The organism is Bosea sp. (in: a-proteobacteria) (assembly GCF_023953965.1).
Taxonomy (GTDB): domain Bacteria; phylum Pseudomonadota; class Alphaproteobacteria; order Rhizobiales; family Beijerinckiaceae; genus Allobosea.
In genome coordinates this window covers 1,349,132-1,366,077 of record NZ_JAMLIX010000002.1, presented here as the reverse complement: position 1 = coordinate 1,366,077, position 16,946 = coordinate 1,349,132, and the positions used below count along the sequence as shown (strand labels likewise).

Below are 16,946 nucleotides of genomic sequence, written 5' to 3'. Positions count from 1 at the left end.
CATCGCATGATCGCTAATCCGCCTTCCGCGACGACGACCGGCACCTGCAATGCCGGAGCATGAACCATGACCTTCCTGCGCGAGGTCCCGCTCGGCGTCTTCCTGTTCGCGCTGATGATGGTGGCGCTGCTCGGCGGCGTCATGATCGTCGCGGCCCTGTGGGCGCGGCGCAACGCGCAGGCGATCCGCGACCTGCCGCCGACCGGGATGTCCGCGCTGACCGAGGGGCGGCATCTGGTCTGGGGCCGCGTTTCCGCGCCGAAGCTGAAAGCGCCGCTGACCGGAAGACCCTGCGCATGGTGGCAGGTCGAGGTCTGGGAATCGCGACGTGAGAAGCAGCCCGACGGCAAGATGGACTATTTCTGGACGCAGGTGCGCAACGAGCAGTCGCAGAAGCCGCTGCGGATTTCCGATGGCGAGGCGGAATGCGGCGTCGACGCCTATGGCGCCACGCTGATGCCGTCCGCCTGGAGCGACTGGCGCGGCGACCGCGAAACGCCCACAGGCGAGGAACCGGAGCTTCTCACCGAAGGCACGCCCGGGTTCGGCATCAGGCATGACGTGCAGGGCACGCTCGGCCCCCGTTTCCGCTATGTCGAGCAATATATCTGGCATGATGCGCCGATCTTCGTGCTGGGGGAGTTCGCCGAGGATGCAAGCGCCTCCCGCAAGCGCAACGCCCCGGCGAAGTGGCTGGCGCGGGGGCCGGCGCGCGCGGATGGCGGCCGCCGGCTGCCGCGCTACCTGCCGCCGGAATTCAGGGCCTTCTTCGCCAGACTGTCCGGTCCGCCCTTCATCGTTTCGACCAGGCATCCGAAGGAGATCGTCGAGACGCAGGAGCTGGGTGCCAAGGCCGGGTTGCCGTTCGGCCTCGCCTTCGCGGCGCTCGGCGCCTTCATGGTCTGGGGCCGGTATTTCGCATAAATGTCGTGGAGCGGCGTGCCACGAGGCTTCCGCGCGGCTTGAGATGCCGAGCTTGCGGTAGATCGAGCGGATATGGCTGGCCACCGTGCTTTCGGTCATCGAGGCGAGCCATTCCAACTGGGTGTTCGACGCCCTCTCCGGCGCGGGCGGGCGCACGATCGTCAGCGCCAGCCAGCCGGCATAGCGCCCCAGCGGTAGTGCTTGCCACATTTAGGGTCCTCGTCTTGTCCAGGCGATAATGGCCAGTGCGGCCATCATCAGGATCATCGCCGTCGCCAGCAACGGAGCGTGGTTCGCCACCTCGATCCATGGCACTCCTAAATGGCTGCGGCGGTCCGGAACCTCTCCTTTCCCGAAACTTTATAAATGGCCTCAAAGGTGCTGACGGCGGACAAATCTCTCCATACAAACATTCTAGAAGAACAGTTTGTCGGTGATGCGCAGAGGTAAATTGCTATGTACCTTGCGTCTACCTCCAAGAAATCGTACCTTTGAACACAAATTTTTTATTTGAATTGCGGTTTCTACGCATGGAAACCTCGTTAGTCTCTGATTATTGATGTGCATCAATGCAGGGATTTGAGCCTTGGCGCATGTTTGGTGGACAGCCGGTGCCATTTAGCTGCCTCGGAGCCATGAAAGGCTTTCCTCATGCCGACCGAAAAAACCGCGACTTCGGATGGTCCCGTTCCCTTCGCGCCGACAGGTCGTTCTGCATCGTGAAGCCTGTGCGGATACAGGGGGAAAGATGACGAGGACGCGCTGCCGCGGCATCGATCTGTTTTTCGCCGGACAGGCGGTGCAGGCCGTCGTGCCGCATCCCCTGCCGCGCCATCTGGCGCTGGTCGGCGAGGATTATCCCGGGCTGCGGCCGCGCTTCGCCGTAAGCGAAGGCGACAGGGTCGCGGCCGGCGATCTGCTGTTCACCGACAGGCGGCGTCCGGGGTCGCGTCATGTCGCGCCTGCCTCCGGCATTGTCGCGGAAATCCGCAAGGGCGGCCGGCAATCGCTCGATCGGGTCGTGATCGCGCTGGATGAGGGCGAGGCGCGCGCCTTCGCCGTTCCGGCCGCGCTCGAGAGCGCGACGCTGCGCGCGCTGCTGATCGAAAGCGGCGCCTGGCAGGCGATCCGGACCCGGCCCTTCGACGACGTCCCGGAGCCGGAGGCCACGCCCGATGCGATCTTCGTGACGGCGATCGACACCCGCCCGCTGGCGCCCGATCCCGCCGTGGTGATCGCACGCCATCGCGCCTGGTTCGCGCGCGGCCTTAAGGCCCTGACGCATCTGGGCGCGGGAGCCGTGCATCTGTGCCATCGGGCCGGCGTCGAGATGCCCGCGGTACCGGATGTGCGCCCCGCCGGCTTTACCGGGCCCCATCCGGCGGGGCTCGCCGGCACGCATATCCACTATCTCCACCCGGTGGAGGCCGGCGGCGCCTGCGTCTGGCATATCGGCTACCAGGAGGTCATCGCCATCGGCCACCTGCTCGAGACCGGCCGGATCTGGGCGCGCCGGGTCGTCGCGCTGGCCGGCGACGGGCTCAGCGCCCCGCGCCTGATCGAGACCGTGCCGGGGGCGGAGCTGCGCGCGCTCTGCGGCGAGGGGCTGGTGGAAGGGGCGGTGCGAATCCGCTCCGGCTCTCCGCTGGACGGACGCGCCGACGCCTATCTGGCGCGCGGCCACCTTCAGGTCACCGTGGAACGGCAGGCACATGGCGCCGCGGCCGGGAGCGGGTTGCTCGCACGCCTGCGGACCTTTCTGGCGGTCGGCGGTTCCGCGATCATCCCCAATGCCGCCCATGAGCGCGCGGCGCCGCCCGGCGTCCTGCCCATCCCCCTGCTGCGGGCGCTCAGCGTCGGCGATGTCGAGACGGCCCGCCAGCTGGGCGCGCTCGGCCTCGCCGAGGAGGACATGGCGCTGCTGAGCCATGTCGATGGCGGGCGCACGGATTTCGGCGCGCTGCTGCGGCGCGCGCTTGACGAACTCAGGGACGCGGCATGAGCGGGCTCGCCAACCGGCTTTACGGGCTGATCGGCCGGCGTGAGGTCGCGCGTAGCAATGTGCCGGCCCTGCTCGGGTTGATGGCGCCGCTCGTCGTGCTGTTCGGGCTCGAAGCCGGGCTCGTCGCGGGCCGGGTCGCGCTGCTCGTCCTGCTGGTGCTGGGCTGGCAGCTGGCCTTCCGCAAGCTGCGCGGGCAGCCCTTCGGGCCCGAAGGGCTGGTCACGGCGCTGCTGATCGCGTTGCTGACGCCGCCTTCCGCACCCTATTGGCAGCTCCTGTTCGCCGGCAGCTTCGGCGTGGTGCTGGCGGAGCTGGCCTTCGGCGGACGGGGGCGCAATTTCGTCCATCCCGCGGTGGCGGCGCTCGCCTTCCTGATGTTCTCCTTCACCGGCGAAGGCTACCGCGCCGGCCCGCAGATTCCGGTCTGGACGCTCGTGCCGGCGCTCGTCCTGCTGCTGGCGAGCGGACAGGCGTCCTGGCGGGTGCTGCTGGCGGCGGGCGGGAGCATGGCTGCGGTCGCCTGGGGCCTCAGCGGCGCCGCTGCCCAGGCCGTTCCGCTCGACGGCGCGGTCGCGGCGGCGCTGCTCTTCCTCGCCGCCGATCCGGTCGCCTCGGCCGCGACCAATCCGGGGCGCTTCGTCCATGGCCTGCTCGCCGGTAGCCTGGCGGCGCTGTTTGCGCTCTCGGGCGAGGCGTTCGGCGCGACGGTGTTCGCGATCCTCGTCGCCTCGGTTTTCGCACCGCTGATCGACCATTGCGTGATCGCGCTGCATGGTCTGCGCAGGAGGCGGCGCCATGTCTGAGCGCCTCTCGCCCCTCGCCCGGTTGCGGGCCGTGCTCGCCCGCCCCAACAGCGACCGGAGCAAGACGCTGCTCGTTTCGCTCCTGGTCGCGCTCGGCTGCGGGCTGTCGGTCTCGATCGCGGCGGTCGTGCTGCGCCCGGCCATCCAAGCGAATGTCGCGGCCGCCCGCAGCGCGCAGATGAGCGCGATGCTTGCGGGCATCCCCGGCATCGGCGAAATCCTCGCCCGGGCCGGGGCGGACGCGATCGAGACCGCGATCGTCGATTTGGCCAGCGGCTTGCGCGCCGAGGGCGTCGACGCGGCGGGCTTCGACCAGGCGGCGATCGCCGCCGATGCCGGCACCAGCACCCAGCTCACCCGCGCACAGGACGTCGTCGGCCTGGGCCGCCGCGAGAACCTGGCGCGGGTCCATCTGGTGCGCCGGGAGGGCAAGCTCGCGCTTATCGTGCTGCCGGTGCGCGGGCGCGGCTACCAGTCGACGATCCGGGCCTATCTGGCGTTGGAGGGCGATCTCGACACGGTCGCCGCCTTCACCGTCTACGACCATGGCGAGACGCCGGGGCTGGGCGCGCGCATCGCGGATGCCGCCTGGCAGGCGCAATGGGCCGGCAAGAAGCTGACCGAGGGCGGCAAGGTGGCGATCGAGGTGGTCACCGGCACGGCCGATGGCCCCAACGAGGTCGACGGCATCTCGGGTGCCTCGGTCACCGGCTATGCGATCACCGACATGATCCATTTCTGGCTCGGCCCGCTCGGCTATGGCCGCTTCCTCGAACGGCTGCGCGCGGGGGAATTCCGATGAACGTCTCGCTGCGCACCCTGACCGATCCGCTGGTCGACAGGAACCCGGTCACGGTCCATATCCTCGGCATCTGTTCGGCGCTCGCCGTCACCACCTCGGTCGGCACCGCCTTCGCGCTCTCCCTGGCGCTCGTCGTCGTGCTGACGGTGGCCGCCGGCATCGTCAGCCTGATCCGCAACCACATCCCATCCTCGATCCGGATCATCATCCAGATCACCATCATCGCCTCGCTGGTGATCGTGGCCGACCAGCTGCTGCAGGCCTTCGCTTATGCGATGAGCCAGCGCCTGTCGGTCTTCGTCGCGCTGATCGCGACGAACTGCATCGTGCTCGGCCGCACCGAAGCCTATGCGATGCACAACCCGCCGCTGCCTGCCATGCTCGACGGGCTCGGCAACGGCCTCGGCTACAGCCTCGTCCTGCTGGTGGTGGCGGCGATCCGCGAATTGTTCGGCGCCGGCACGCTCGCCGGCCTGCCCGTGCTGCCGCTGGCGGCCGAGGGCGGCTGGTACGCGCCGATGCGGCTGATGCTGCTGGCACCCTCCGCCTTCATCATCCTGGGGCTGCTGGTCTGGGCGGTGCGCAGCGTCAAGCGCGGCCAGGTCGAGCCGCGCGAATTCGCGCCGCGGCAGGCCGAGCGGGGCGCGCAGCCATGATCGACCTGTTCCAGCGCTCGATCTTCGAGGAGAATCTGGCGCTCTCCTTCTTCCTCGGCATGTGCACCTTCCTGGCGGTATCGAAGCGGGTGGAGACCGCCTTCGGCGTCGGCGTGGCGCTGATCGCGATCCAGTCGATCAGCGTGCCGCTCAACCATCTCTTCCACGCCTGGCTGCTGGGGGCGGGCGCGCTGGCATGGCTCGGGCTGCCGGAGGTCGATCTCGGCTTCATGCGGCTGCTAACCTTCATCGGCATCGTCGCGGCGCTGGTGCAGATCGCCGAGATGCTGCTCGACCGTTTCGCGCCCGGCCTCTACCGGGCGCTCGGCATCTACCTGCCGCTGCTCGCCATCAACTGCGCAATCATCGGCGGCAGCCTGTTCATGGTCGAGCGCCGCTACGGGCTGGCCGAGAGCGCCGTCTACGGGGTCGGCACCGGCATCGGCTGGGCGCTCGCCATCGTCACGCTGGCCGCAATCCGCGAGCGGATGCGCTATGCCGACATCCCCAGGGGGCTGGAAGGGCTCGGCATCGCCTTCATCGTCACCGGGCTCATGTCCATGGCGTTCTCGGCCTTCGCGGGGTTGCGCCTGCCATGATCGAGATCCTGCTCGCCATCCTGTTCCTGTCGGCGCTGATGGTCGCGCTCGCGGCCATGCTGCACGTGCTGCGCGGCTATCTGCTGCCGGCGCGGCCGGTCACGGTGACCGTCAACGGCGAGCGGCGGCTCGCGGCGGTCGCCAACCACAGGCTGCTCGAGATCCTGAACGGCAACGGCATCGGCGTGCCCTCTGGCTGCGCCGGAGCCGGCACCTGCGGGCTCTGCCGCGTCAGCGGCGTGACCGGTTCGGGCGCGGCGCTGCCGACGGAGAAGGCGCGCCTCACCCCCGCCGAGCTGCGCGCTGGCGTGCGCCTCGCCTGCCAGGTCATGGTGCGCGCCGACATCGGCGTCACCGTGCCCGACGAGGTGCTGTCGACCCGCACGCTGCGCTGCCGGGTCGCCTCGACGCGCAGCCTGACACCGCTGATCAAGGAGATCGTGCTGGCGCTGCCGGAAGGCGAAGATTTCGCGGTGCGCGCCGGCAGCTTCGTCCAGGTCAACGCGCCGCCCTATGCGCTCGACTTCGCCGCGATTGAGATGGCCGAGGCGCACCGCGCGCAGTGGCGCAGGCTCGGCCTCGACCGGCTGCGCGCGGAAAGCGGCGAGCCAGTCTCGCGCGCCTATTCGGTGGCGAGCCGCCCGCAGGATGCCGGGCTGATCGTGCTCGACATCCGCCTCGCAACGCCGCCGCCGGCCGTGCCGGGCGCCCCGCCGGGCATCGTCTCCTCCTGGCTGTTCGGGCTGAAGGCGGGCGAGAGCGTCGAGATCGCCGGCCCCTACGGGCATTTCGGCGCGCAGGACAGCGAGCGCGAGATGGTCTTCATCGGTGGCGGCGTCGGCATGGCGCCGCTCAGGGCGATCATCTTCGACGAGCTGGAGCGGCGCGGCAGCACCCGCCGGATCAGCTTCTGGTACGGCGCGCGCAGCAAGGCCGAGCTGTTCTACCTTGACGAGTTCGAGGCGCTTTCCGCCCGCTACCCGAACTTCAGCTTCACGCCTGCTCTCTCCGAGCCGGCGGCGGGCGATGACTGGACGGGCGCGACCGGCTTCGTCCACGACGTCGTCTTCGCCGCCCATCTCAAGGACCATCCGGCCCCGGAGGCCTGCGAGTATTATCTGTGCGGCCCGCCGCTGATGATCGAGGCGGTCTACGCGATGCTCGACGAATGCGGGGTCGAGCCCGACTCCATCTTCAACGACGATTTCGGGATCTGACGATGGGCATCACCCGGCGCAATGTCGTCATCGGCTGCGGCGCTCTGGCGCTGGCCCTGCCGGCTGAGGCTCAAGCCGGCGCGGTGCTGTCCGGCCGTGCCTTCGGCGGTTCCTGGCGGGTCGTGCTGGCGGACGGCGGACGCGCGGAAGCGGCGGCACGGGAGACCGCGGCCGCGCTCGAAGCGATCGACGCCGCGATGAGCCCGTTCCGGCCCGACAGCGAGCTTGCCCGCTTCAACCGCAGCGCCGGAACCGGCTGGCAGGAGGTAAGCCCGGCCTTCGCCGGCGTCACGGCAGAGGCCCTGCGCATCGCCGGGCTCAGCGGCGGGGCATTCGACCCGAGCATCGGCCCGGTGGTTGCGCGCTACGGCTTCGGCCCGATCACGGGCGTGCGCGCCGGCGACTACCGGGGCCTGGCGGTGCGGGGCGAGGCGATCCGCAAGGACGAGGCCCGCCTCTCTCTCGACCTGTGCGGTATCGCCAAGGGCCATGCGCTCGATGCCGTCCGCGCGCGGCTGGCCGGGATCGGCGTCGGCGACGTGCTGATCGAGATCGGCGGCGAGGTTCTGGCGCGCGGCACGGGGCCGGACGGGCGCGGCTGGCGCATCGGCATCGCCGACCCGGTCGCGGGCGGCGTCCTTGCGCGCGTGAGCGGCGAGGGCCTGGCCTTCGCCACATCGGGCGACGCGATCAACGCCTATGAGGTCGCGGGGCGGCGCTACAGCCACATCATCGATCCCCGCACGAGCGAGCCCGTGCGCAACGCGGTCGCCTCCGTCACGGTGGCGGCGCCGACCGGCGCCATGGCGGACGCGCTGGCGACCGCGCTCGTCGTGCTCGGCCCGGAGCGCGGGCTCAAGCTCGCGGATGCGCTCGGCGTCGGCGCGTTCTTCCTGCTGCGGACGGACGGCGCCGCCGCCCGCTCCAACCCGCGCTTCGATGCGCTGCGGATCGCCTAGAGGTTGCCATGCAGACGCTGATCGCCACCACGCTTCTCGTCCTCCTCGCCATGCTGGCGCTCGGCGTGGGCGTGCTGCTCGGCCGCGGCGAGCCCAGGGGCTCCTGCGGCGGGATCGCCTGCAACGGCGCCTGCGGCGGCTGCGACGGCGGGGAGGGGCGGCCATGACCCCACACCGCGCGGCCACCGTGGCCGACCACATGAAGACGGAGCTGGTGACGCTGACGCCCGATCTGGAGATCGTCAGCGCGGTTGCGATCCTGCTCCAGCGGCACGTCTCCGGCGCCTGCGTGCTCGACGAGAGCGGCGTGCTCGCCGGCGTGCTCTCCAAGCGCGACTGCCTCAAGGCGGCGCTGAGCGCCTCCTACTATAAGGAATGGGGCGGCACGGTCGCCGACTACATGACGGGCGCCCCCCAGACCCTCGATGCGGATCTCGATATCGTCGCCGCCGCGGAGGTCATGATCCGCAGCTCCTACCGCCGCTTCCCCGTCCTGCGCCATGGCCGCTTCGTCGGCCAGATCAGCCGCACGGACGTGCTCGAGGCGCTCAGCGCCTACTGGACGTGACGGCAAACCCACGCCGCCACGCCACCAAACCCGTGAAAGGAAACAGCACATGACCGCATTCACCCGACGTTCGATCGTCGCAGCCTCCGCCGTCGCCGCTGCGGGGCTGGCGCCGCTGCCGGCCGCCGCGCAGCAGGCGAACGGCGCCGCATCGGTGTCGCTGGAGGAGGCGCTGCGCCGGCGCCGCTCGACCCGCCGCTTCGGCACCGCCGAGATCCCGCAGGAACAGCTCCTGCGCCTGCTCTGGGCCGCCAACGGCGTCAACCGCAAGGAGGGCGGCGGGCGCACCGCGCCGGCCTGGCGCGGCTCCAAGGACATCGACATCTACGTGGCGCGCGAGGCGGGCGTGCACCGCTACGACCCCGTCGCCGGCACGCTCGAGCAGGTGCGCGGCGAGGACATCCGCGACAAGGTCAGCCAGACGGCCTATATCCAGCGCGCGCCGGCGGTGCTGATCTACGTTTCCGACCGCAAGCGCCTCGTCGAGGCGGCCGGCGCGGAATCGGCCGGCAACGAGCAGGCGCTCGCCATCGGCGCGCATGTTAACGCGGCGCTGATCTCCCAGAACGTCTATCTGTTCGCGGCGGCGGAGGGGCTGGGCACCGTCCTGATCGGCGGCAGCGCCGACCGCGACGCGACGAAGGCGGCGCTGTCCCTCGGCGAGGGGCACAGCGTCGTCTATATCCAGCCCGTAGGCGCGCCGCGCTGACGGTCGTCGTGGTCGCGCGGACTGCGCTCGCAGGCAGCCACCGCGGTGATGGGCAGGTGCTCGATCACGCTGGCGAGCAGCGTGTTGCTGTTGTCGCCAGCCGCATCATCCCGGTGGCCGCCGGCCTGACGGCGGGCGGAACAGGATACCGCGTCCCTGGTCGTCAAAGACATGATTTGATCCTCTCGAGCAGCCTGGGCGCGCCGGAACTGGTGACGTGAGGATCTCGATGTCGGGATCAGGAAAGAGGGCGATGCACCGGAACCAGGCCAGAATCGACACTCTCCGATCTCCTGCAAGGAGATTCGGTGATGTCGTCTGCTGCTCCGCTTGTGCTGCCCCTTCGCACGTGGGGAGGATATTGGGTGCTGCTGATGCTCAGGCCCGAAGATTACGGATCCTGCTTCAAGGTTCCAGCTTTGAGCCATGCCGCTCAATGTCAATGGGCTGAAGTCTAGGGAAGCTTCGCTGTTCGCGCTGCGAGCGGCCCTGTTCCTGCCGGATCTTTCCCTGTTATCTCGCGTAGGGAATTTTACCAGAAGCCACTGATAATGCGAGTGAATTTCAGCTTAATTTAACGCCAATCCCTGTTTCCGCGCGAAGTTTCCCTGTTTTTCCCGGCAAAACAGGGAACCGCGGCGGAGACCCGTTCGCTCCAGACTGCCTCCACCACCATCCATTTCCTATCCATTTGATTTCCCTTCCTTTTTGGCGGCGCTCCCCGCACTCGGGGACGAGGCGCGGGGCTTGCTGCGCCGATGAGACCGGGCGCTTCCCGTCAGGAAGCGTGGCGCGAGAGCCAGCCCGCCGCCAGATCGCGGTCCTCATCCGTCAGCGCGTGTCCTGCCGGAACGACCTGCGCCTCGACCTCCGCCCCGGCGCGGCGCAATGCGGCCTCGAGGGGCGCGGCCAGATCGCGATAAGGATCCTCGGCGCCGGTCAGCATCAGCAGCGAGACGCCGGTGAGGCCTGCGGCCGGCGGCTCCTCCAGCACCGCGGCCGGGCGCAGGAGCACGGCACGCCGCGCCAGTTCGGGATGAAGCTGCATCGCCGCCGCGAGCAGGTTGGCGCCGTTCGAATAGCCGAGGAAGGCGATACGCTCCGGCGCGAGGGCGTAGGCCGTCCGCGCCTCCGCCATGAAGGCGGCGAGAGCCCCGGCCTCGAAGCGGATATCGTCCTGGTCGAAGGCGCGTTCGGAACGGCGCCGGAACCAGCGCGAGGTTCCTTCCTCGGTGCTGCGGCCACGCAAGCCCAGCAGGGTCGCCCGCGGCGCGACCTGCCGGGCGAAGGGCATCAGGTCGGTTTCGTTGCCGCCGCTGCCATGGAGCAGCACGATCACGCTGCCATCGGCATCGGAGGGTTGCTGGAAGCGGTGGACGAAGGGCAGGTCGCGATAGATGACGCGCTCCTCGCCGGGCAGGGCGAATTGCGGCAGGACGATCCGGATGTCGTCGCTCTCGCCCTGGGCGTCGGGCGGCACGAAGAGCCGGGTGCCCAGCGTCTCGACGGGCTCGTCGACGGCGAAGCCCGGGCCGTCCGTCGCGAATTCGATCAGCGTCCCGCCCGGCTCACGCACATAGAGCGAGATGAAATAATGCCGGTCGTGCAGCGTCGTCGGGCTGGAGTTGCGCTTCTTAAGATCGCGCTCGATGCCCGAAAGCCCGGCCGCATCGGCGACCCGGACCGCGACATGGTCCGCGGTGCCGGTGCCCGGAATGCCGGGCCAGAAGCCGCCGGCGTCGCGGATGTCGAGGCTGTCGCCCGCTTCCGAGCGCAGGCGCTCGGTGGCGCCCTCGCGGGCCTGGCGAGCGAACCCCGCATGGGTGACGAGGAAGTGGATGGTCTCCTCGGTCGTCGCCGAGAGCAGCGTCACGCCGCGCAGGCGGTGGATGCGATGCTCGGGCGGGATGCCGGCGGCCTCCCAGCCTTCGCCGGACAGCGCGCTGCCGACCAGCTTCACCGCGAATCCGTCGGGATCGCGCAGGCGCAGGACGGTTTCGCCGAATTCCTGCCGCGGCCCCTCGGTCGCGATGCCGAAGCGCAGGGCGCGCTCCAGCCAGAAGCCGATCGCCGCCGGAGCGACGGCGAGGGCGATCTCGCTGACCTGGCCGTGCCCGGCGCGCCCCGGAGAGCCGTCCTCCCAGACCAGGAAGGTGACGAGCGATCCGGGCGAGCCGTGCCCGTCGCCATAGAAGAGGTGGAGCTGGCGGGCGTCCTCGTAGCCGCCGGTGCGCTTCACCAGGCGCAGGCCGAGGAAGCCGGCGTAGAAATCGACATTGGCCTGCACCTTGCGGGTGATCAGGGTGACGTGATGCAGGCCGCTCGTCACGTCGGACCTTGTTCCGCCGGCACCTTGGGCAGGCCCGTATCCGCCGCGAAACCCCTTCGGTAGTGAAGCGCTCCTTGCCTCATCGCAGCGGCGGTGCGTAGAGAATGCCGCCCATGCTCCAGAGCTGGTTGAGCCCGCGCGGGATGCCGAGAGTCGAGCCGGTGCCGAGATTGCGCTCGTAGAGCTCGGCATAATTGCCGCCGGCCTTGACGGCGCGGACCGCCCAGTCGGCATCGAGGCCGAGCGCCTTGCCGAAGCCGCCCTCCGCCCCGGTGAAGCGGCGTACGTCCGGCTTCGCCGATTTGAGCGCCTCGTCGAGATTCGTGCTGGAAACGCCGATCTCCTCGGCATTGACCAGCGCGAAATTCACCCATTTCACCACGGTGAACCAGGGAAAGTCGTCGCTGCGCACCACCGGCCCCAGCGGCTCCTTCGAGATCACGTCGGGCAGGACGATCGCCTCGGCGGGCTTGGCGAGCCGGAGCCGGTCGCCATGCAGGGCCGACTGATCGCGGGTCAGCACGTCGCATTGCCCGCCCTCGAAGGCGGCGAAGGCTTCCGCGGCGCTCGGATAGACCTTCTCCTCATAGGTCATCGAGTTGGCCTTGAAGAAATCGGCGAGGTTGAGCTGCGTCGTGGTGCCGGCCTCGACGCAGATCTTCGCCTTGTCGAGCGACAGCGCCGTATCGACCTTGAGCGAACGCTTCGCCAGGAAGCCCTGGCCGTCGTGATAGGTGATGCCGGCGAAGGCGAGGCCGAGCTCGGCCTCGCGGCCGAGCGTCCAGGTCGAGTTGCGCGCCAGCAGGTCGACCTTGCCGCCCTTCAGCGCATCGAAGCGCTGGCTCGCCGAGAGCGGCGTGAAGGCGACCTTGCCCGCATCACCGAGAACCACGGCCGCGACGGCACGGCAGAAATCGACGTCGAAGCCGCGCCAGGCGCCCTGGGCATCCTTCTCCGAGAAGCCGGTCACGCCTTCGCTGACGCCGCATTGCAGCGTGCCGCGCTGCTTCACGGTCTCGAGCGTGCCGGCGCCGGCCGGAAGGGCGAGGCCGACGAGGGCGACAAGCCCGAGGCCGCCGCGGCGCAGCCAGGAGGTCTTCGACATGTCTGTCTGTTCCTTTCGAGGATCGGCGGAGGCGGCGGGCCGGGTCACAGCGTCGCCTTGTGGCGGATGATCACCTTGGTGCCGAGCGGTACGCGGTCGTAGAGATCGGCGACGTCGCCATTGGCGAGGCGGAAGCAGCCCGACGAGATCGCCTGGCCGATCGTCTCCGGCTGGTTGGTGCCGTGGATGCGGAAGACGGTCGAGCCGAGATAGAGCGCGCGCGCGCCCATCGGGTTGCCGGGGCCGCCGGCCATGAAGCGCGGCAGATAGGGCTGGCGCTGCAGCATCTCCGGCGGCGGGCGCCAGTCGGGCCATTCGGCCTTGCGGCTGACCTGGACCTGGCCGGACCAGGTGAAGCCCTCGCGCCCGACGCCGATGCCGTAGCGCAGCGCCCGGCCGTTGCCCTGCACCACATAGAGGAAGCGCTCGGCCGAATGGATCACCACCGTGCCCGGCGCCTCGTTCGAGCGGAACAGCACCATCTGGCGGGCATAGGGCCCTTCGGTGATGGTGGCGTCCGCGGTCGAGACGCGGCCCGGTTCGTCGCCGATGTCCATCGTCTCCTGGGCTGTGGCGGGCGGGCGCGGCTGCGCCGTCACGGCCCCCGAGACGACGAAAATTGCCGCCGCGCCGAGGGCCGGCAGGAGAAGCCCCCGCAGGGCGTCGCGAAGGATGATGCTCATCTCGTCGTCTCCGATCAGGCGCAGCGGCTGTAGATGAAGGTGCCGTAGCGGGCATGCGCGTCGGGATCGACAAAGCGCATCACCAGCATCGAGGGGCTGTGCGACAGGATCTCGCGGTCCTGCGGGTCTCCGGCCGGGGCCTCGAAGCCGACGAAGGTCCTGCCGCCGGGGCCGGCCTTCAGGCGCAGCTCATAGGGCTTCGGATCGTCGGCGACATGCATCATCACGCCGTCGCCCGGGCCCCGCGCGATCGTGTAGGGCTGTTTGCACTGGGCCTTCGCCTCCGCCTCGGTGCGCTTGCGATCCTTCTCGGTGTGGAAGGACGCGACGCCCCAGCGCCCGACCAGGGCGTCGCGCGAGATTCCCGCCGGCGCCGGAGCCTGCGCCGCGGGGCTGCCCGAGGACGACGACAATCCTTCGCCGCCGCCGCATCCGGCGAGGGCCAGAGGCAGAGCGAGACTGCAAACCATCGTGACGAGGACCGGGCCTCGGCCGCCGCGCGGTCCGACAAGGAGCCGTATCATCTTTCCTCCATGATCGCGTAGGGACGGCACGAAGACTAATCGACCGGAGCGATCATGTCGGCAGCGTCCAACGCCGTCAACGCGCCGGCCCGAGTCCCGGTCCAGATGAAATCTCGCTCGCGCCGCAACGCGGGCCACCCCGACCGAAATCCGGCGATCGCGAAACAGCCCCTTCTGCGCGGGGACGCATGCCGCTATCAAAGCCTGCGTGAAGCGGGGCCGGTCGGTGCATGCTTCGCCTTGTTCGGAGTAGCCCGTGAAAAACCCCTATGAGGTTCTCGGCGTCGCCGCGACGGCTTCCGCCGCCGAGATCCAGAGCGCCTATCGCAAGCTCGCCAAGAAGCTGCATCCGGACCTCAACCCCGGCGACAAGGCGGCCGAGGAGAAGTTCAAGGAGGTCGCCGCCGCCAACGACCTGCTCGGCGACGCCGAGAAGCGCAGGCGCTTCGACGCCGGCGAGATCGACGCGTCCGGCTCCGAGCGGCCGCAGCATCCCTATTATCGGGACTTCGCGGGCTCGCAGCAGGGCGATCGCTACGCCGATGCCGCCGGTTTCTCCGATTTCATGGACCAGGACGATGCCTTCGCCGAACTGTTGCGCCGCAGCCGGCAGGCGCGCGCGAACCGCCGCGGGCCGGACCTGAATTATCATCTGACGGTCGATCTGGTCGATTCGATCGCCGGCGCGACCAAGCGGCTGGTGCTGCCGGACGGCGGCACGATCGAGGTGAGGATCCCGCCGGGGCTGGTCGATGGCCAGACGCTGCGTCTCAAGGGCAAGGGCGCGCCCGGCGCCGGGACGGGCGGGCCGGGCGATGCCCTGATCGAGGTCGAGGTCAGGCCCGATCCCCGCTTCACCCGCGACGGAGACGACATTACGCTCGAGCTGCCGATCTCGCTGACGGAGGCGGTTCTGGGCGCGGAGGTCCGCGTCCCGACGCCGACGGGCGACGTGACGCTCACGGTGCCGAAGGGGTCGAACACCGGCACGAAGCTGAGGCTGCGCGGCCGGGGCGTGCCGCGGCGTGCCGGCGGCCATGGCGACCAGTTCGTCAGGCTCAAGGTGGTCCTGCCGAAAGCGCCCGATCCGGAGCTCGAGAGCTTCGTATCGGGCTGGAAGGACAAGGGCTACGATCCGCGCGAGGGCAGGCCATGACCAGGATGACGAAGCAGGAATTTCTCTCCTCGTCCGGGCTTCAGGTCCAGGTGCTGGAGCTTTGGCTGGAGCAGCGCTGGCTGATCCCGGAGGAGGCCGAGGCGGAGATGCTGTTCAGCGAGGCCGACATGGCGCGCGCCCATCTCATCCTGCAGCTCAAGGACGATCTCGGCGCCAATGACGAGGGTATCGACGTGATCCTGCATCTCGTCGATCAGGTCCACGGGCTCAGGCGCGTCCTCAGCGAGCTGCGCGAGGAGATCAAGCGGCGGTGAGGACCTCGCCGGCGCGCCGACGCCGCAAGGCAAGTAGCGGGAAAAGCGTTTCGACAGGGGCGGGCGGGGCAGGAGAAGAGGAGGAGAGGCGATGGCTGAAAGCTTCAAGGTCGGCGACCATGTCGGCTGGAACTCCGAGGCGGGTCATGTCTCGGGCGTGATCATCGCGGTCCGCACCGCCGATTTCGACTATAAGGGCCATACTCACCGCGCCTCGCCGGACGCGCCGCAATATCTGATCAAGAGCGACAGGACCGACCATGTCGCCGCCCACAAGGGCAGCGCGCTGCGGCATATCGATTAGGGCGGGCGAGGGGTTGCGCCTGCCTTTCTTCACCATCGGCCATTCCGACCGCAGCATCGAAGACTTCGTCGATCTGCTGGAAGGGGCCGAGGTCGCGCTCGTCGCGGATATCCGCAAGATCCCGCAATCGCGGGCCAATCCGCAGTTCAACGCCGAGGCCCTGGCGCCGGCGCTCGCCCGGCGCGGCATCGGCTACGAGCGCATCGCCGAGCTGGGCGGCCTGCGCGGCAGGGCCGACGCCGTGCCGCCGGAGCTGAACGGGTTCTGGACGAACCGGAGCTTCCACAACTATGCCGATTACGCGCTTTCGGAGCGCTTCCGCGCCGGTCTCGACCGCCTCCTGCGTGACGGGCGGGAGCGGCGCTGCGCGACCCTGTGCGCGGAGGCGGTGTGGTGGCGCTGTCACCGGCGCATCGTCAGCGATCATCTGATCGCGCGGGGCGAGACGGTCTTCAACATCATGGGGGCGGGGCGGCTGGAGCCGGCCCGCCTGACGGAAGGCGCCGCCATCCGCGACGACGGCAGCGTGATCTATCCGGCCCGCCCTGCCGAAGCGAATCGACCGGGCCGGGATGCTCAGAAGCGATAGCTCACGCCGGCGCGGATGGTGTGATGGCGCGGCTCCTGCGTGCCGGTGAAGCCCGGGAACGCGATGAGCGAATCGTTGCGGATGCGCTCGAACTGGGTGAAGCGGTATTCGATGCGGGCCGAGAGCGATGACGTAAAGGCATATTCGACGCCGCCGCCGACCGTGAAGCCGGTCACCGTCTTGCTGAAGCTTTCGCCGGTGCCGGGCCAGTTCCAGTAGGTGCTCTTGATGTCGGCGATGGCGAGGCCGCCCGTGGCGTAGATCAGCGCCGGCCCGATCGCATAGCCCAGGCGCAGGCGCAGCGAGCCTTGCATGTCGATCTCGGTCCTGCCGCGGCCGCCCGGATTGAACGGGGCCGCCGGCGGGTCGACGAAGCCGCCGTCGATCCGGCCGAACTCGATATCGCCCTCGAGGCCGGCGACGAACGCGCCGAACTGATAGTTCGCTCCCGCATGGACGCCGCCGAAGAGGCCGTCGGGCTCGAAGCGGTTCTTCAGGCCGACATAGCCCATCGTGGCGGTCAGGAATTCCTTCGTCGTGTCGACGCCCCAGCCATAGCCGGCCTGTCCGCCGACATAGAAGCCCGTCCAGGTCATGGCAGGCGGCAGTGGCGGAACTTCGCGCGGGTTGCGCAGGTCGGCAGCCATCACGCCTGACGACAGGCCCGACAGCAGTGCGGTAACTAGGACATGGCGGGAGCCACGCATATCGATCGGCCCTTCAAGGTCGCGCCCACGCTGGA

21 protein-coding genes are annotated in these 16,946 nt (G+C 69.4%); 15 read left to right on the top strand and 6 right to left on the bottom strand.

Annotated features, from left to right (window positions below):
* The first annotated feature begins 66 nt into the window (after positions 1–66).
* The 11 genes from M9917_RS21600 to M9917_RS21550 all read left to right on the top strand — a co-directional run bounded on the left by M9917_RS21600 (position 67) and on the right by M9917_RS21550 (position 9,239).
* Positions 67–924 (top strand): hypothetical protein, encoded by an 858-nt coding sequence (locus M9917_RS21600; RefSeq protein ID WP_297257067.1) that lies wholly within the window; start codon positions 67–69, stop codon positions 922–924.
* 748 nt (positions 925–1,672) lie between these two features.
* Positions 1,673–2,926, top strand: a complete 1,254-nt coding sequence (locus tag M9917_RS21595; protein ID WP_297257066.1) for an NADH:ubiquinone reductase (Na(+)-transporting) subunit A — start codon at positions 1,673–1,675, stop codon at positions 2,924–2,926.
* Positions 2,923–3,729 carry an RnfABCDGE type electron transport complex subunit D gene (locus M9917_RS21590; protein ID WP_297257065.1) on the top strand — a complete coding sequence of 269 codons (807 nt, stop codon included), beginning with the start codon at positions 2,923–2,925 and terminating at the stop codon, positions 3,727–3,729. The genes M9917_RS21595 and M9917_RS21590 overlap by 4 nt, the downstream gene beginning before the upstream one ends.
* Positions 3,722–4,531 (top strand): NADH:ubiquinone reductase (Na(+)-transporting) subunit C, encoded by an 810-nt coding sequence (nqrC, locus tag M9917_RS21585; RefSeq protein ID WP_297257064.1) that lies wholly within the window; start codon positions 3,722–3,724, stop codon positions 4,529–4,531. The genes M9917_RS21590 and nqrC overlap by 8 nt, the downstream gene beginning before the upstream one ends.
* Positions 4,528–5,187 (top strand): NADH:ubiquinone reductase (Na(+)-transporting) subunit D, encoded by a 660-nt coding sequence (locus tag M9917_RS21580; protein WP_297257063.1) that lies wholly within the window; start codon positions 4,528–4,530, stop codon positions 5,185–5,187. The genes nqrC and M9917_RS21580 overlap by 4 nt, the downstream gene beginning before the upstream one ends.
* Positions 5,184–5,786 carry an NADH:ubiquinone reductase (Na(+)-transporting) subunit E gene (gene nqrE, locus M9917_RS21575; protein WP_297257062.1) on the top strand — a complete coding sequence of 201 codons (603 nt, stop codon included), beginning with the start codon at positions 5,184–5,186 and terminating at the stop codon, positions 5,784–5,786. The genes M9917_RS21580 and nqrE overlap by 4 nt, the downstream gene beginning before the upstream one ends.
* Complete coding sequence (gene nqrF, locus M9917_RS21570; protein ID WP_297257061.1) at positions 5,783–7,003, top strand: NADH:ubiquinone reductase (Na(+)-transporting) subunit F; 1,221 nt, start codon at positions 5,783–5,785, stop codon at positions 7,001–7,003. Before nqrE ends, nqrF begins: the two co-directional genes overlap by 4 nt.
* Before the next feature lie 2 nt (positions 7,004–7,005).
* The gene (locus M9917_RS21565; protein ID WP_297257060.1) at positions 7,006–7,962 is read left to right on the top strand and encodes an FAD:protein FMN transferase; all 957 of its coding nucleotides are present in this window, start codon (positions 7,006–7,008) and stop codon (positions 7,960–7,962) included.
* An 8-nt stretch (positions 7,963–7,970) separates the two neighbouring features.
* A complete protein-coding gene (locus tag M9917_RS21560; RefSeq protein ID WP_297257059.1) occupies positions 7,971–8,129 on the top strand; it encodes a hypothetical protein in 159 nt (52 codons plus the stop codon).
* Positions 8,126–8,530: a CBS domain-containing protein gene (locus M9917_RS21555; RefSeq protein ID WP_297257058.1), complete on the top strand. Its 405-nt coding sequence runs from the start codon at positions 8,126–8,128 to the stop codon at positions 8,528–8,530. Before M9917_RS21560 ends, M9917_RS21555 begins: the two co-directional genes overlap by 4 nt.
* Positions 8,531–8,579: 49 nt before the next feature.
* Positions 8,580–9,239 carry a nitroreductase family protein gene (locus M9917_RS21550; protein ID WP_297257057.1) on the top strand — a complete coding sequence of 220 codons (660 nt, stop codon included), beginning with the start codon at positions 8,580–8,582 and terminating at the stop codon, positions 9,237–9,239.
* On the opposite strand, the gene M9917_RS21545 is transcribed toward M9917_RS21550, so the two are convergent.
* From M9917_RS21545 to M9917_RS21525, 5 genes are all read right to left on the bottom strand, one after another.
* Positions 9,209–9,412 carry a hypothetical protein gene (locus M9917_RS21545; protein ID WP_297257056.1) on the bottom strand — a complete coding sequence of 68 codons (204 nt, stop codon included), beginning with the start codon at positions 9,410–9,412 and terminating at the stop codon, positions 9,209–9,211. The genes M9917_RS21550 and M9917_RS21545 overlap by 31 nt on opposite strands.
* A gap of 605 nt (positions 9,413–10,017) precedes the next feature.
* Positions 10,018–11,568, bottom strand: a complete 1,551-nt coding sequence (locus M9917_RS21540) for a VOC family protein (RefSeq protein WP_297257055.1) — start codon at positions 11,566–11,568, stop codon at positions 10,018–10,020.
* A 79-nt stretch (positions 11,569–11,647) separates the two neighbouring features.
* Complete coding sequence (locus tag M9917_RS21535; RefSeq protein ID WP_297257054.1) at positions 11,648–12,673, bottom strand: amino acid ABC transporter substrate-binding protein; 1,026 nt, start codon at positions 12,671–12,673, stop codon at positions 11,648–11,650.
* 44 nt (positions 12,674–12,717) lie between these two features.
* Entirely contained in the window at positions 12,718–13,356 is a 639-nt protein-coding gene (locus M9917_RS21530) for a L,D-transpeptidase (protein WP_297257053.1), read from the bottom strand.
* A 14-nt stretch (positions 13,357–13,370) separates the two neighbouring features.
* Positions 13,371–13,880, bottom strand: a complete 510-nt coding sequence (locus M9917_RS21525) for a hypothetical protein (RefSeq protein WP_297257052.1) — start codon at positions 13,878–13,880, stop codon at positions 13,371–13,373.
* Positions 13,881–14,136: 256 nt separating this feature from the next.
* Between M9917_RS21525 and M9917_RS21520 the strand changes: the two genes are divergently transcribed.
* From M9917_RS21520 to M9917_RS21505, 4 genes are all read left to right on the top strand, one after another.
* Positions 14,137–15,036, top strand: coding sequence for a DnaJ C-terminal domain-containing protein (locus M9917_RS21520; protein ID WP_297257051.1), 900 nt, complete (start codon positions 14,137–14,139; stop codon positions 15,034–15,036).
* A 5-nt stretch (positions 15,037–15,041) separates the two neighbouring features.
* On the top strand, positions 15,042–15,311 hold the full coding sequence (locus M9917_RS21515) for a chaperone modulator CbpM (RefSeq protein ID WP_297257143.1): 270 nt from the start codon (positions 15,042–15,044) through the stop codon (positions 15,309–15,311).
* Between the two features lie 91 nt (positions 15,312–15,402).
* On the top strand, positions 15,403–15,615 hold the full coding sequence (locus M9917_RS21510; RefSeq protein WP_297257050.1) for a hypervirulence associated TUDOR domain-containing protein: 213 nt from the start codon (positions 15,403–15,405) through the stop codon (positions 15,613–15,615).
* Between the two features lie 13 nt (positions 15,616–15,628).
* On the top strand, positions 15,629–16,204 hold the full coding sequence (locus M9917_RS21505) for a DUF488 domain-containing protein (RefSeq protein ID WP_297257049.1): 576 nt from the start codon (positions 15,629–15,631) through the stop codon (positions 16,202–16,204).
* On the opposite strand, the gene M9917_RS21500 is transcribed toward M9917_RS21505, so the two are convergent.
* Positions 16,192–16,911 (bottom strand): outer membrane protein, encoded by a 720-nt coding sequence (locus M9917_RS21500; protein WP_297257048.1) that lies wholly within the window; start codon positions 16,909–16,911, stop codon positions 16,192–16,194. The genes M9917_RS21505 and M9917_RS21500 overlap by 13 nt on opposite strands.
* Positions 16,912–16,946: the final 35 nt, after the last annotated feature.